The following is a 13,512-nucleotide window of genomic DNA, read 5'->3' as shown; positions in this document are numbered from 1 at the left end:
GGCTCGGGTCAGGCGCCGAACGCGGCCTGCGACACGGTATCCCAGCGCTCCCACTCTTCAATGCGGGATGCGTACTCCGCACGGAACACGTCGAGTGGGCCCTTGCCGAAGAAGATCCGCAGCGGCGGCTCCTCGGCGTCGACGACAGCGAGGATCGCTGCACGGGTGGCGGCCGGTTCGCCGCGCGCTCCGGCCGGGCGCTGCATGGCGGCGCGGAAGGCGTCGTAGGCAGGCAGCTGATCGGCGTGGACCGCGGAGGGGCCGGCCCACTCGGTGGCATAGCCGGCGGGTTCGACCAAGGTGACGCTGATACCGAAGTCCTTCACCTCCTTGGCAAGGCTTGCGGTGAAGCCCTCAAGACCGAACTTCGAGGCGTGGTAGAGGCCGAGGCCGGGCAGCGAGAACACGCCCGCGATCGACGAGACCTGGATGATGTGCCCGCTGCCCTGGGCACGCAGATGCGGCAGCGCGGCCTGGGTGACCCAGAGCGGGCCGAGCAGATTGACGTCGAGCTGGGTGCGGGCCTGCTCTTCGCTCGTCTCCTCGACCATGCCGAACAGGCCGTACCCGGCGTTGTTGACCACGACGTCGAGGCGGCCGAAGTGGTCGACTGCCTGCTGTACGGCGGCGCCGACGGCCGTGCGATCGGTGACGTCCAACTGCAGTGGCAGCAGGTTGTCGGCATGCTCCTTGCGTAGTTCGTCCAAGGCGTCGGAGGTGCGGCTCGTGGCGGCGACGCGATCACCGCGTTCGAGCGCGGCTTCCGCCCACTGTTTGCCGAACCCCTTGGATGCTCCGGTGATGAGCCATGTCTTCGCAGTCATCTCGTACCCCTTATTCTTGGTCACCGACCAACTATTCTTCAGTAAACTTGGTCAGCGACCAAGTGTCAATCGGGAACATTGAGGAGCTTTGTCATGTCGAACGAACCTCTGCGCGGTAGCTCCGTGCTGATCTCGGGAGCGAGCGTCGCCGGTCCCGCGCTGGCGTTCTGGCTACACCGCTACGGCGCCTCCGTCACCGTCGTGGAGATGGCTCCCGCGCTGCGCTCCGGTGGCCAGATCGTCGATCTGCGAGGGGTGGGGCGCGAGGTAGTCAGGGGTATGGGCCTGCTGGAACAGATGCGCGCCGCCCGCACCCCGACCGACGGGCTCCGACTCGTGGACGAGCGCAACAGGTCTCGCGCGTTCGTCCCGGTCGAAGGCTTCCGCGGGGACGGTCCCATCGCCGAGATCGAGATCGGCCGCGGCGCACTCTCGAAGATCATCTACGATGCGGCCGCGGACGATGTCGAGTATCTCTTCGGCGACCGCATCGCCCGTCTGGACGACAGCGGCGAAGGCGTCGTCGTCCACTTCGAGCAGCGTGAACCCCGACGGTTCGACGTGGTCATCGGTGCGGACGGACTGCACTCGGCTACACGGGGCAAGCTCTTCGGGCCCGAGCAGCCGTTCCTGCGGCACCTCGGCTCGTACATCGCCTGGTGGACGGTGGGCAACGACCTTCAACTGCGCGATATCGCGCTCCTGTACGGCGAGCCCGGACGTTCGCTCGTGCTGCGGTCGACCGAACAGAACACCCGGGCGCTGGCAGCCTTCACCTTCAACGAGCGGCCGCTGGACTACGACTACCGCGACACCGAACTGACGAAGAACATCGTGCGCTCGCGCATCGCCGGCATGGGCTGGGAAGCGTCACGTGTCGCCGCGCAGATCGAAGAGACGCCCGATTTCTATTTCGACTCTTTCTCCCAGGTGGTGCTCGGGTCATGGTCCAAGGGACGTGTCGGCCTCGTGGGAGACGCCGCGTATTGCGCCTCACCGCTGTCCGGGCACGGTGCCACGATCTCCCTCGTCGGCGCCTATGTGCTGGCCGGCGAGCTGGCCCGGCACGCCGGCGACGTACCTGCCGGACTCGCCTCCTACGAGCGGGTGCTGCGGCCGTGGCTCGCCAGCGTTCAGGATCTTGGTCGGGACGAGGGAGCGAAGATGATGACGCCCGAGACCGCCCTGGGCGTGGCCGCACGCACCCGCCTCGTGCACCTCTTCGAGCACCTGCCGACGCGGCTGCGGCCGTTCATGGTGCGGCCCCAGATCCGGGTGTCCAACGGATTCGTCCTGCCGGACTACTCGGCGCTGGGGCCCATCCCGGCCTGACGCGAAGGTGACTCCCACACGGCCCTGACTCGTGGTGCTCCCAGCTGTCATTCCTGCTGCGGTTTACCCATGCCGGCGCGGTAGGCACCGGGAGTGACTCCGGCTGTCCGGGCGAAGATCTGGACGAAGGCGCTGGTGGTCGCCCATCCGCAGGCGTGAGCGGTGTCGGTGACAGTGGCGCCCTCGGCGAGCATGACCATCGCGGCGAAGATGCGGGCACGGGTGCGCCACTGGGGGAAGGTCAGGCCGAACTCGTCGCGGTACAGGCGGGAGAGGGTGCGCTCGCTGGTGTGTACTCGGCCGGCAAGTCGGCCCAGAGTCCAGGGCTGGTACAAGTCTTCCTGCACCAGCCGACAGGCGTCGGCCAGTCTCTGGTCGCGGGCGGCGGGCAGGGCCATGGGCTGGGCCGCGACGCGGCGTAGCCGGTCGCGCAGCACTGCTTCGATGTGCCGGGTCTCGGCCGGGGTGAGTGTGGTGGTGAGCGCGATGAGCAGTTCGCGCACCAGGGCGTCGACGGCGATGACCGCGGGGCGTTCGGTGTCGAGCAGGGGCGTGGTGTCCCGGGCGGGGAAGCCGATGGTGTGGAAGCGGCTCCGGCCGTAGAAACGGTGTTCGTGCCAGGTGTACGCCGGGATCCACAGGGCGCGGTCGTTGGAGGCGATCCAGGAGCCGTGTTCCGTGGTGATCGCGAGTACGCCCGAGCTGACGTAGATCAGTTGGTGGTCGTCGTGGCGGTGCCGGTCGATGGTCGCGCCGCCGCCGAGAAGCTGGGTGCTCGTCGGCGCGACGGGCTCGTGGCGGATCTGCGACATGGATAGGCAGAATACGGGAAGCGCGCCCAGGGTGCTCCGGCCCATCGTGAGTGTGTGACAACGATCCAGGAAACAAGCACGCCCCCTGAGGCAGATGGTCCGCCCGGGCACTGGCGCCGGATGCGGATCTGGGCCAGTGCCCATGCCGTCGACGACTTCTACCAGGGGCTCGTACCTGCCGCCGTCCCCTACTTCGTTCTGCAACGGGACTTCAGCTACGTACAGGCGTCGGGGCTGGCACTCGCCGCGACGCTCGGCAGCGCCTTGCCGCAGGTGCCGATCGGGCTGCTCGCCGACCGGTTCCGGATGCGATGGATGTCGCCGCTGGGGATCAGCCTGGCGGGCATCGGGGCAGGCTTGTCCGGACTGGTGCCCTCCTATCCGCTGGTGTTCGCTCTCCTGTTGACAGCGGGGGTCGGGATCGCGATGTTCCATCCGCCCGCAGGCCGTGATGCCCGCCGGGCGGCTGGGGGCAGTGCCACCGCGATGAGCTACTTCGCCGCGGGCGGCAGTGTGGGGTTCTTCGTCGCCCCGGCGCTGGTCACACCGGCCCTGGGCAACCTCGGGATGGGCGCGACCGCGCTGTTCATCCCCCCTGCCGTCCTGATGGGCTTCGTCCTGCTGCGCCACCACAACCGGACCTCCGAGACGGCGGTCACGAAGGTACAGCGCCAGGGCAAGGACAGGCCGGGCCGGTTCGCGGCCCTGACCGCCGTCGAGATCGTGCGGTCCACCATCTCGACCGGACTCAACACCTTCATCTCGCTGTACTGGATCCGCCACCTCGACGCGAGCAGCGGCCTGGGGGGCCTCGCCCTGACGCTCGTACTCGGCGGTGGCGTGGCCGGAACATTGCTCGGCGGACGGCTGGCAGACCGCATCGGGATGGTGCGCACCGTGCAGATCGGCAACGCGGCCATGCTGCCCGCCCTGGGGCTCATGCTCCTTTGCGACAACAAGTACGCTGCGCTGCCCCTTGCGTTGCTGGTCGGCCTGATCTCGAACATCCCGTTCGCCGTCCTCATCAAGCTCGGCCAGGACTACCTGCCCAGCAGGCCCGGAACCGCGGCCGGCGTCACCCTCGGCCTCGCGATGAGCGCCGGCGGACTGTTCATGCCGCTTCTCGGCATGGCCGCGACCCACTACGGGCCGCGGGGCACACTTGCCGTACTCGCCACCGTGCCGGTACTCGCGATGCTGTTCTCCGCCTTCTTGCGCGAACCGGACCAGGACGAAGCTGCGCCCGCTGAAGGCACCGTCCTCACGGCCCCCTGACGATGCGGGCGGGCCGCGGGCGAACCTCGTCGGCGTCCGGCCGCCGGGTGGCTGTGCCCCGGGTCACGCGCAAGGTTGCGAGGAGTTGGAGGCGTTCCGCATCCGCGGTTCCGGGTTCGGCGGTGAAGACCAGGAGGACCGGGCCGGGGTTGCCGGGCAGGGGGTAGGTGTCCCAGTCGAGGGTGATTCCGCCGACCTCGGGGTGCTGGAAGAGAGTCGTCCCGTGGACGTTCTCCCGGACGTCGTGCCGTGCCCACAGCCGCCGGAAGTCGGCGCTGTGGATGCTGAGTTCGCCGACGAGCGCCGTGGCTCGCGGGTGGTCCGGGTCGTCCGCGACAGCGGAACGCAACATCGCCACGTACTGGCGGGCCATGCTCTCCCAGCCGGGGCAGAGCATTCGGGCCTCGGGGTCCCGGAACAGGACCGAGACCATGTTGCGATCCGCCGGGGGCCGGTCCGCTGGATCGCCCAGCAGGGCTTCGGCGAGCGGATTCCAGGCGAGGACGTCGAGGTGGCGGCCGAGCACCAGGCCCGGGGTGGCCAGGACGTGCAGCAGGCGCCGGGTGCTCTCCGGAACGCGTTCGGCGCGGCGGTGCGGACGGGCTCGGACCGGACGCCGGGCGGCGCGGGCCAGGTCGAAGAGGTACCGGCGTTCGTCGCTGTCCAGGAGCAGGGCGCTGGCCAGGCCGTCGAGGGCGTCGTCGGAGGGGCGGACGTCGCGGCCCTGCTCCATCCGCTGGTAGTAGTCCGTGCTCAGACCGGCCAGCAGGGCGATCTCCTCGCGGCGCAGCCCGGCGACCTTCCGACGGCCTCCGGGCTCCAGGCCGACGTCCTGCGGACGCAGCCGGGCCCGCCGGGCGCGCAGGAAGTCCCCCAGTTCGCGCGCATAGGGATGATCGGTAGCCATGCTGCCAGTGTGCACCGCGGCCGGTCCGCCAAGGTAGGTCTGCCATTCCCAGGCAAACGGGTACGACCAAACCGCGTCGATGTGCTCTTACGGTGACCGGCGAACCATCCCCGAAGCACCGCAGGAGCGCCGCCATGGCCGCGTGGAACACCCGACTCATCCCCGACCAGCACGGCAGGGTCGCCGTCGTGACCGGGGCCAATTCCGGCCTCGGTCTGGTCACGGCGACCGAACTCGCCCGGCACGGGGCCAAGACCGTACTCGCCGTACGCGACACCGCGGCAGGCGAGCGGGCTGTCGCCGCGATCCGTGCGGCAGTGCCGGCGGCCGACCTGGAGGTGCGGAAACTGGACCTCGCCTCTCTCGCGTCGGTCCAGGCGTTCGCCAAGGAGCTGGCCGCCGCGCACCCGGCGATCGACCTGCTGATCAACAACGCGGGCGTCCTGGACCTCGGACCCGCCCGCACCACGGCCGACGGGTTCGAGCTGCACATGGGCACGAACATGCTCGGCCACTTCGCCCTCACCGGCCTCCTGCTCGACCCGCTCGGCCACACCGACGCGCCGAGGGTGGTCAACATCAGCTCGCTCACTCACAGGAACGCCCGGCTCGACCTCGACGACCTCATGTCGCATCACGACTACCAGGCGAATCGTGCCTACAACCGGTCCAAGCTGGCCTCGACCGTCTTCGGCCTCGAGCTCGACCGCCGCCTGCGTGACACTGGGTCGTCCGTTCTCAGCGTCCTGGCCCACCCCGGCATGAGCCGGAGCAACCTCAACCCGCGGGCCTTGCGGGACCGAGGCCGGATCCAGCAGCTCATGGCCCGGGCCGTCCTGCGGATTCTCCAGGCACCCAGCGAACAGGGAGCACTGCCGCAGCTGCATGCCGCCACAGCGCCCGACGTGTGCGGCGGACATTTCTTCGGCCCCTCCGGCTACAAGGAAATGCGCGGCCGGGACGTGCGGGAGGTCCGGCCCGGTGCCGGAGCCGCCCACCCCGAGACGGGCGGTCGGCTCTGGACGCAGGCCGAGCAGTTGACCGGCGTGACCTACCTCTGACCACGACGCACCTCGTTCGACCGGGATGGCGGTGGTAGAACGTGCGGTAGCAGATGGTCTGGGCGGGATCGCGGATCGTTGCGGCGGGTGGGGACTTGGCCGCTGAGGGGGTGGCGTCATTTCTGGACGTCTCGGTTTCGGTGAGGTGTTACGTCGTCATCGGCGTGCGGCACGGTGGACATTGGAGCAGTTGGCCGAGGTTTCGGGTGTGAGCGCGCGGACCTTGTCGGACATGGAGCGCGGGCGCAGCAAGGGACCGCAGCAGCGGACCGTGACGGCTCTGGCGGATGCGCTGGCCCTGGCGGGGGAGAAACGCGAGCAGTTGATCGCGTTGGCGCGCGAGGGCCGGCTGCGGGATCACTGGGCGCGTCCGAGCCGGCTGTGCGAACTGCCGCGTTCGGTCGCAGATTTCACGGGCCGGGCGGCGGAACTGGTCTGGGTGAGCCAACTGGTGTACGCCGAGGGCTCGCCGGGCGTCGGCGTGGTGGGTCTCGTCACCGGTTCCGCGGGCCTGGGCAAGACGACCTTCGCCGTCCGTGCCGCCCATACGGTGCGGCCGAGCTTTCCGGACGGAGTGCTCTTCGTCGATCTGCTGGGCATGTCGCAACGGCCGCTGTCCGCCGACGATGCGCTGCATCTGCTGCTTCGGGCACTGGGAGCTGCGGACCAACAGATCCCGGCAGGCACCCAGGAGCGTGCCTCCCTGTACCGGGCGCTGCTGCGGGACAAGCGTGTTCTGGTCGTCCTCGACAATGCAGGGTCGGAGGAGCAGGTACGCCCGCTGCTGCCGGGCGGCGGCACGGGCCGGGTCCTGATCACCACCCGGCGGTTGCTGGCCGGGCTGGAGGGAGTGCGCAGGCTCGCCCTGGGGCCACTGTCGTTGCCGGAGTCCAGGGCCTTACTGATCGGAATCATGGGTGAACGCGCCCAGTCCGACTGCGAGTTGGCGCTCACCCGGCTCGCCGAGCTGTGCGGTGGCCTGCCGCTCGCTCTGCGGATCATCGGGAACCGGCTTGCCAGCCGGCCCGGATGGGGCGCGGCTGAACTGGCTGCCCGGCTGGCGGACGAGGAGCGCAGGCTGGAGCAGTTCACGGCCGGCGACCTCAAGATTGCCAATGCGTTCAGGATGTCGTACGAACAACTCTCCGACGCCGCACGGCGGATGTTCCGGCGGCTGGCTGTGGTGCCGGGCCAGGGCTTCCATGCGGCCTTGGCGGCCGTCGTCGGCGAGGTGCCGAGCGTGGACGCGTGGGCGGCGCTCGACGACCTCGTCGACCTCGGCCTGCTCTCCGACAGTGACGGGGGTCGCTACCATTTCCACGACCTGGTCCGCCTGTTCGCTCGCGATCGGCTTCATGCGGAGGAGACCGCCTCGGAGAGAGCAGCGTTGTCCGAGATGGTGGTGTCGTGGCTGCTGCGGATGGCCACGTCGTGCGGGCGACGGTTCGAACCCGGCTTCGGCCCCGCTGGGCGGCACGACGCCGACCTCGTCGTGCCGCCCTCCGCGGAGGCAGCCGACCGGTGGCTGCGGGAGAACGCGGACAACTGGCTGGGGGCGATGCGGGCCGCGGCGGCCGTCGGCCGTCACTCGATCGTCCTGGACTGCGCGGAGTCGATGCACTGGTTCTCCGAACGCTGGGCGCACAGCCCGCACTGGCAGGAGGTCTTCGCCCAGGGAGCCGATGCCGCAGCGGCCCTGGGCGATCTGAAGCAGCAGGCGACCCAGCTGAACTACCTGGCGTGGGTCCATACGGTGCCGCCCAGCAGCCCCGAGGCCGTCCTGCGGTGTGCGACCCAGGCGCTGGAGTTGGCTACCCGGGGCGATGCTCTGGCACAGGTTGCCTGGGCTCACCAGTACACCTCCACGGCGCTGGCACTGCTCGGACGGATCGGCGAAGCCGTCGAGTCCTCCACCCGGGCCGCCGCGATGTTCAAGACGGTCTGCGACATCGATTCGCACGTCCAGACGCGTGCGGCGATCGCGAGGTACCGCCTGGACGAAGGGCAGTACGCGCAGGCGTTGGAGCAATGTCTCGACCTGCTGGTGCTGCTGGATGACCCGGACTCGGGAATGACGCCCAGCATCGCGGCCCACTGCCGGCCCATCGCGCTGATCCGCATCGGCACCTGCCTCGAACACCTCGGTCGGCGCGCGGAGGCGGTCAGCATGCTCGTCGAGGGCATCGACGCCATGAGCACGCTGCAGATGGCCGACTACCGGCAGGCCGAGGCCCTGGAAACCCTGGGCAGCCTGCTGGCCCGCGAAGGCCGCGCCGAGGAGAGCGTCGCGACATACTTACGGGCGGCACAGGTCTTCGAGGCGATCGGGGACAGCCAGGGCAGCGACCGCTGCAACTCTCAAGCGGCAGGCTCCCGGTGACCCTTCCACGAGAGTCCTTTGGAGGGGGATCGAGTAATCCTGCGTGCTGTTCTGCATGGTCCGACAGCTCCGTCACGGCTTGACTTACGGGCACCGGGACGGCCGCCCAGGCGCTGTCCCTCCAGGTCAGGAGTGACGATGGCACCTATCAAGAACATCGTTCTCGTGCACGGCGGCTTCGTGGACGGATCGGGATGGCAGGGCGTCCACGAGCATCTGAGTGCCGACGGCTACCGGGTGGCCGTCGTGCAGAACCCGACCCTGTCCCTGGCCGGTGACGTCGCCGTCACGCACCAGGTACTCGACGGCCTTGACGGCCCGGCCGTACTGGTCGGCCACTCCTACGGCGGCGCCGTCATCACTGAGGCCGGCAACCACCCCAACGTAGCCGGTCTCACCTACATCACAGCGTTCGCGCCGGACAAGGGCGAGTCCGTCAACTCCCTGATCGCCGAGCCGCCGCCCGGCGCACCGGTCCCGCCGATCCTGCCGCCCCAGGACGGTTTCCTGTTCCTGGACCGCGAGAAATTCGCGGCTTCCTTCGCCGCCGACGTGCCCGAGAAGTTGACGGCGTTCATGGCCGACTCCCAAGTCCCGTGGGGCGTCGACGCACTTGGTGGGGTGATCTCTGAACCGGCCTGGCGAACCAAGCCGTCCTGGTACCTGATCGCCACCGACGACCGCATGATCCCCCCACCCGCCCAGCGAGCCATGTCCGAGCGGGCCGGCGCGACCGTCACTGAAACCCCGGGCAGCCACGCCGTCTACGTCTCCCGCCCGGCCGTCGTCGCCGCCGTCATCGCGCAAGCCGCCGAGAGCCTGGGCGGCCGGTCCTAGCCGCCGCCCGCCTCTCGTCCGGGCGATGCCTGCCGCCCGGACGAGAGGCCCCGTACTCGCCCTGCTCCGTCCACCACCTCGGGAGTATCCGCATGTCTGACCGCCCCACGTTCACCCGCCGCAGAGTCATCACCACCGGCGCCGCCGCCGCGGCATCGGCCGCGATCCTCACCCCCAGCAGCGCCACGGCCGCGACCGGCAGCCGCCCCGCGCCGGGCACCAAGCCGACCATCGTGCTGGTCCACGGCGGCTACGCCGACTCGTCGTGCTGGAACGGAGTCATCAGGGAGCTGCAGAGCAAGGGCTACACCACGATCGCGGGGTCGAACCCGCTGCGGGGCATCCCGACCGACGCCCCGTACATCGGGGGTCTGCTGGACTCCATCAGCGGGCCGGTCGTACTCGTCGCACATTCCATGGGCGGAACCGTCATCACGAACGCGGCTGCCGGAAAGAGCAACGTCAAGGCGCTGGTCTACATCGCGGCGTTCGCGCCCGAGGTGGGCGAGACCCAGGGCGAGCTCATCGACAAGTTCCCGGGCAGCGAGGTCCTGCCCGTGAGCGTTCCGGTCCCCTACACGAAACCCGACGGCACCACCGGAACCGACCTGTACCTGAGCAAGGACGGCCAGGCGGCCTTCGCCGCCGACCTGTCCACGGCTGAGTTCCGACTCCTGCAGGCCACTCAGCGGCCCTTTGACGCGGACTCCTTCACCTACCCGACCAAGACAGCCGCGTGGCGGACGATCCCGTCGTGGGGACTGGTTGCCGGGCGGGACAAGGCGATCCCGCCCGCGGCCGAACGCTGGATGTACCGCCGCGCGAAATTCCGCAAGGTCGTCGAAATCCCGACCTCGTCCCACGTCGCGATGATCAGTCACCCGAAGACCACCGCAAAGCTGATCGAGGACGCCGCCAGAGCCACCAGGTGACCAGCACTCCCCCGGCCCGCACCCCTGGGCCGGGCCCGCCGGCGAAGAACCCACGCCGAAGCGCTCCTGAGACGGGACGAACAGCCCCGGCAGCGCGTCCTACCCCCGTGCAACATCGCTAGTGCTGTGACCGGGTTGGCCGGGTGGTGGGAAGGGGTACTCCCATCCGGGTTGCCAGTAGGCCGGGGCTTGGACGAGGTCTTCGAGGTGGGCGCCGGCAAGGAGGCAGTCCAGAGCACGCTGGACGTGGCGCATGCCGCTTCGGTGGAGGCGGCGCCACTCCAGGTACATGGAGTCGTCATCCTGGTCGTCCGCGCCGCACGCCGTGCACCAGGCGCGGATGTCGGTGTCCGAGGGCAGGGCCGCGCCTTTCGGGATGCGGGTGGTTTCCGCGGGGTGCCAGCCGCACCGAGCGGAGAGTTCACGCCCGGTGGGGCCGGCGTCCTTGCACAGGTGCTGCAGGCGCACGGCGAGCGCCTCGCGGGCCCCTGTGCGCTGGACGATGGGGAGGCGGTCGTCATGAAGTGGCGGCCCTTGGATGTACGTTTCGGTCAGATGCGGTAGTCGGCGTGCAATGTGGCCAGGTCCCATACAGAGCGGAACGCCTCGGCACGCAGCTTGACCGCGCTGGGATCTTCGGTGTGGTCGGGCTCGAGAGCCTGGCCGTCACCGGAAAACAGGTTCCGGCGCACGACCTGGTCGTCGATGAGCCAGAAATCGTTGCCGGGCAGCGCGAACGTGGAGGCGCAGCGGCGGGGCAGCCAGCGGACCTGTTCGCCGGCGCGGAGGTTGGCGTCGGCGATGGCGTGCTCGAAGCGGATGCAGTCGGTGACAGGCTCGGAGACGATCCGGGCCCGCAGGACCTTCACCCCGCGGGCGACGGCCCGCTTCACCAGCGGCAGCCAGCCGCCCCAGTACTCCGAGTCGTCCGCGGGCACGCTCACGTCCCGCAGGAACGCGTCGAAGACCTCCCGCTCCTCCCCCACTGCGTAGACGTCCCGCAGTTCCAGGTGCAGGGCACGGTGCTGGTCGGAGTCGAGCAGGTCCTCAAAGCTGGGGGTCGGCGCCTTCTGCGGCATTGCACGCCTTCCTGATCTGATCCACCATCCGGACCGGGATCCGGATGACTCCCTCGTCGTGCGCCGGTGGACTGTCCTGGCCGCAGGCGCCCCGGGTCGCCGTCTCGGCGAACTTGCCCTGCAGGACCAGCTCCGACCCCTCGGTGGTGTCGGTGTCCACCCACACCGCAGGGCAGTTCCCTCCGCCCGAGTTCGGGTCCGTGCCAAAGGAAAGTGACGCCGTGATCGCCTCCGGAGAAAGCCAGTTGCGTGTAGTTACACGCTGACCGTCCCGCAGGCCGGTGTCGCGGTCAAGGCCCGATGCCAGCGGCATCTGGTCCGTCCGGGTGATCGAGGGCCGTGACTGCGGATTCCAGGGACGTGGTCCCCCCAGCGTGCGGCCATGGAAGACACTCAGATGCCCGAGCCGCTGCGGCGCGCAATTCACCAGCTGGTCTCCGAGGGCGTGCAGAGCTGCCAGGAGGTGCTGCGGTACACCGAGCCCGACCAGGCGCAGACCTGAAAGCGGATGACGCTGTACCGGGCCACGGACGCTGCGGACACCATGGACGTGGTGGCCATGCTGATCGCCGCGTACTGCGAGCGCACCGGCATGGCATCCCACACGTTGCAGAGCTATCTCCAGGTCGGGCAGCAGGAGATCCGTGCTCACGGCGCACAGGAAGGGGAACACGCGCACGTGACGGGCCTGACGGGCGAGGCGCTCTCGTACGAGGCGATGCGGGACCTGGTGAACCGGATGCGGCATCACCGGGGCCAGCGGCAGGCCGAGCAGGCGCAGAGCCCCGAGGACGACCCGGGCAGGCTGTTCACCGAGGCGTGCCTGCACGGGCTGAAGGCGCGGCAGTGCGACGACGTCGACTCGCTGGACAGCTACCTGCCGCCGCAGGTGGCGCAGCTGGCCCGCAAGGTAGCCGAAGCTCTCGAAGTGCCGGAGCTGGCTGCCACGTGACGCCGGGTTCGCACGGTAGTTGGACAGCGCGAACCCCTACCCGGTTTCGGGCTTCGTGACGGTTGGGCAGGGTGATCCGCGTAGAAGTCATCGCATTTGGCGAGCCTGCGGTAGCAGATGAGGGTGCAGGCGATGCTGGTGAAGGCGAGGAAGTGCTCGGCCTTGCGTTCGTAGCGGCGGTGGAGTCGGCGGCAGGCGGCGAGCCAGGCCATGGTCCGTTCGATGGTCCAGCGGTGCCGCCCGAGCCGCTGCAAGGAGTCGACGCCTTTGCGGGCGATGCGGTGCCGGATGCCGCGCCGTGACAGCCATTGCCGCAGGTGGCGGTAGTCGTAGCCCTTGTCGGCGTGGAGTCTTGCGGGCTTGCGTCGGCGAGGACCGCGGCGGGAGCGGACCGGGGGATGCCCTTCACGAGCGGGATCAGGGCCTGGCTGTCGTGGACGTTGGCACCGGAGATGCCGACGGACAGGGGCAGACCGGTCCGCTCGGTGATCAGGTGGATCTTTGAGCCGTACTTGCCCCGGTCGACAGGATTCGGACCTGTCAGGCCCCCCATTTCAGGGCCCGCATGTTCACCGAGTCGATCGCGCAACGCGACCAGTCCAGGTCGCCGCGTGAGCCGAGTTCGTCGAGGACCAGGCGGTGGAGCCTGGCCCACACCCTGGCCTTCGTCCACTCGGCGAAACGTCGGTGGGCCGTCGCCCCGGACGGCCCGAACGACGCCGCGGGCAGTTGCTGCCACGTGCAGTCCGACGTGGCCACGAACACGCTCGCAGCCAGGACCTCCCGGTCGCCGTGGCGACGCCGACCGCCACCCTGAGGCCGCGACGGCGCCTCCGGTACCACCCGCTGGAACAGTTCCCACAACTCGTCCGGCACCAGCCGCTCAACAATCCCCGCCACGGCCAACAGCTCACCCAACCAAATGAGATGACTTCTTACTGATCGTTTCAGAATGCGGTTCGGAGTCGTCTCAAGCAGATGATGCTGCAGGCGAGTTGGAGCAGACCGAGATGGAGGTCGGCGTGGATCTCGTAGCGGATCCGAAGGCGTTTGAACTGGTGCAGCCAGGCGAAGGTCCGCTCGACGACCCAGCGCGTCTTGCCCAGGCCGGAGCCGTGCGG

14 protein-coding genes and 1 pseudogene are annotated in these 13,512 nt (G+C 69.3%); 7 read left to right on the top strand and 8 right to left on the bottom strand.

What is annotated here, in order from left to right; translation table 11 throughout:
* Positions 1–8 precede the first annotated feature (8 nt).
* On the bottom strand, positions 9–824 hold the full coding sequence (locus tag ACWCPY_RS37635; protein ID WP_451272824.1) for an SDR family NAD(P)-dependent oxidoreductase: 816 nt from the start codon (positions 822–824) through the stop codon (positions 9–11).
* A 93-nt stretch (positions 825–917) separates the two neighbouring features.
* On the opposite strand from ACWCPY_RS37635, the gene ACWCPY_RS37630 reads away from it, so the two are divergent.
* On the top strand, positions 918–2,156 hold the full coding sequence (locus ACWCPY_RS37630; protein ID WP_451272822.1) for an FAD-dependent monooxygenase: 1,239 nt from the start codon (positions 918–920) through the stop codon (positions 2,154–2,156).
* 47 nt (positions 2,157–2,203) lie between these two features.
* On the opposite strand, the gene ACWCPY_RS37625 is transcribed toward ACWCPY_RS37630, so the two are convergent.
* Entirely contained in the window at positions 2,204–2,968 is a 765-nt protein-coding gene (locus tag ACWCPY_RS37625; protein WP_451272820.1) for an AraC family transcriptional regulator, read from the bottom strand.
* A gap of 120 nt (positions 2,969–3,088) precedes the next feature.
* Between ACWCPY_RS37625 and ACWCPY_RS37620 the strand changes: the two genes are divergently transcribed.
* Positions 3,089–4,243, top strand: coding sequence for an MFS transporter (locus ACWCPY_RS37620; RefSeq protein WP_451272860.1), 1,155 nt, complete (start codon positions 3,089–3,091; stop codon positions 4,241–4,243).
* Here ACWCPY_RS37620 and ACWCPY_RS37615 read toward each other — a convergent pair.
* On the bottom strand, positions 4,230–5,150 hold the full coding sequence (locus ACWCPY_RS37615) for a helix-turn-helix transcriptional regulator (RefSeq protein WP_451272818.1): 921 nt from the start codon (positions 5,148–5,150) through the stop codon (positions 4,230–4,232). The two genes, ACWCPY_RS37620 and ACWCPY_RS37615, sit on opposite strands and share 14 nt — an antisense overlap.
* A gap of 134 nt (positions 5,151–5,284) precedes the next feature.
* Between ACWCPY_RS37615 and ACWCPY_RS37610 the strand changes: the two genes are divergently transcribed.
* The 4 genes from ACWCPY_RS37610 (at position 5,285) to ACWCPY_RS37595 (ending at position 10,360) form a co-directional block, all read left to right on the top strand.
* A complete protein-coding gene (locus ACWCPY_RS37610; RefSeq protein ID WP_451272816.1) occupies positions 5,285–6,211 on the top strand; it encodes an oxidoreductase in 927 nt (308 codons plus the stop codon).
* A gap of 145 nt (positions 6,212–6,356) precedes the next feature.
* Positions 6,357–8,591 (top strand): helix-turn-helix domain-containing protein, encoded by a 2,235-nt coding sequence (locus ACWCPY_RS37605; protein WP_451272814.1) that lies wholly within the window; start codon positions 6,357–6,359, stop codon positions 8,589–8,591.
* A 138-nt stretch (positions 8,592–8,729) separates the two neighbouring features.
* A complete protein-coding gene (locus ACWCPY_RS37600; RefSeq protein ID WP_451272812.1) occupies positions 8,730–9,428 on the top strand; it encodes an alpha/beta fold hydrolase in 699 nt (232 codons plus the stop codon).
* Positions 9,429–9,520: 92 nt separating this feature from the next.
* Complete coding sequence (locus tag ACWCPY_RS37595; protein WP_451272810.1) at positions 9,521–10,360, top strand: alpha/beta fold hydrolase; 840 nt, start codon at positions 9,521–9,523, stop codon at positions 10,358–10,360.
* Positions 10,361–10,459: 99 nt separating this feature from the next.
* Here ACWCPY_RS37595 and ACWCPY_RS37590 read toward each other — a convergent pair whose 3' ends face one another.
* From ACWCPY_RS37590 to ACWCPY_RS37580, 3 genes are read right to left on the bottom strand one after another with little or no spacing between them, the layout of a single operon-like run.
* Positions 10,460–10,951 (bottom strand): helix-turn-helix domain-containing protein, encoded by a 492-nt coding sequence (locus tag ACWCPY_RS37590; protein WP_451272808.1) that lies wholly within the window; start codon positions 10,949–10,951, stop codon positions 10,460–10,462.
* Positions 10,912–11,439 (bottom strand): DUF6879 family protein, encoded by a 528-nt coding sequence (locus tag ACWCPY_RS37585; RefSeq protein WP_451272806.1) that lies wholly within the window; start codon positions 11,437–11,439, stop codon positions 10,912–10,914. Before ACWCPY_RS37585 ends, ACWCPY_RS37590 begins: the two co-directional genes overlap by 40 nt.
* Positions 11,408–11,599 carry a hypothetical protein gene (locus tag ACWCPY_RS37580; protein ID WP_451272804.1) on the bottom strand — a complete coding sequence of 64 codons (192 nt, stop codon included), beginning with the start codon at positions 11,597–11,599 and terminating at the stop codon, positions 11,408–11,410. The genes ACWCPY_RS37585 and ACWCPY_RS37580 overlap by 32 nt, the downstream gene beginning before the upstream one ends.
* A gap of 348 nt (positions 11,600–11,947) precedes the next feature.
* Between ACWCPY_RS37580 and ACWCPY_RS37575 the strand changes: the two genes are divergently transcribed.
* The gene (locus ACWCPY_RS37575; RefSeq protein WP_451272802.1) at positions 11,948–12,391 is read left to right on the top strand and encodes a hypothetical protein; all 444 of its coding nucleotides are present in this window, start codon (positions 11,948–11,950) and stop codon (positions 12,389–12,391) included.
* Positions 12,392–12,492: 101 nt separating this feature from the next.
* On the opposite strand, the pseudogene ACWCPY_RS37570 reads toward ACWCPY_RS37575, so the two are convergent.
* Positions 12,493–13,291, bottom strand: a pseudogene (locus ACWCPY_RS37570) (IS5 family transposase); the annotation flags it as partial.
* Positions 13,292–13,338: 47 nt separating this feature from the next.
* The coding region (locus ACWCPY_RS37565) for a transposase (protein WP_451272858.1) at positions 13,339–13,512 on the bottom strand (174 nt) is incomplete at its 5' end.

The sequence above is a fragment of the Streptomyces sp. NPDC002403 genome, from assembly GCF_053593015.1.
Note: the sequence above shows the minus strand (reverse complement) of the source record. Positions and strands in the feature narration are given on the sequence as shown.

Coding starts and splice junctions, on each gene's coding strand:
- ACWCPY_RS37635 (WP_451272824.1), bottom strand. CDS start 824: ATGACTGCGAAGACATGGCTCATCACCGGAGCATCCAAGGGGTTCGGC.
- ACWCPY_RS37630 (WP_451272822.1), top strand. CDS start 918: ATGTCGAACGAACCTCTGCGCGGTAGCTCCGTGCTGATCTCGGGAGCG.
- ACWCPY_RS37625 (WP_451272820.1), bottom strand. CDS start 2,968: ATGTCGCAGATCCGCCACGAGCCCGTCGCGCCGACGAGCACCCAGCTT.
- ACWCPY_RS37620 (WP_451272860.1), top strand. CDS start 3,089: ATGCGGATCTGGGCCAGTGCCCATGCCGTCGACGACTTCTACCAGGGG.
- ACWCPY_RS37615 (WP_451272818.1), bottom strand. CDS start 5,150: ATGGCTACCGATCATCCCTATGCGCGCGAACTGGGGGACTTCCTGCGC.
- ACWCPY_RS37610 (WP_451272816.1), top strand. CDS start 5,285: ATGGCCGCGTGGAACACCCGACTCATCCCCGACCAGCACGGCAGGGTC.
- ACWCPY_RS37600 (WP_451272812.1), top strand. CDS start 8,730: ATGGCACCTATCAAGAACATCGTTCTCGTGCACGGCGGCTTCGTGGAC.
- ACWCPY_RS37595 (WP_451272810.1), top strand. CDS start 9,521: ATGTCTGACCGCCCCACGTTCACCCGCCGCAGAGTCATCACCACCGGC.
- ACWCPY_RS37590 (WP_451272808.1), bottom strand. CDS start 10,951: ATGGGACCTGGCCACATTGCACGCCGACTACCGCATCTGACCGAAACG.
- ACWCPY_RS37585 (WP_451272806.1), bottom strand. CDS start 11,439: ATGCCGCAGAAGGCGCCGACCCCCAGCTTTGAGGACCTGCTCGACTCC.
- ACWCPY_RS37575 (WP_451272802.1), top strand. CDS start 11,948: ATGACGCTGTACCGGGCCACGGACGCTGCGGACACCATGGACGTGGTG.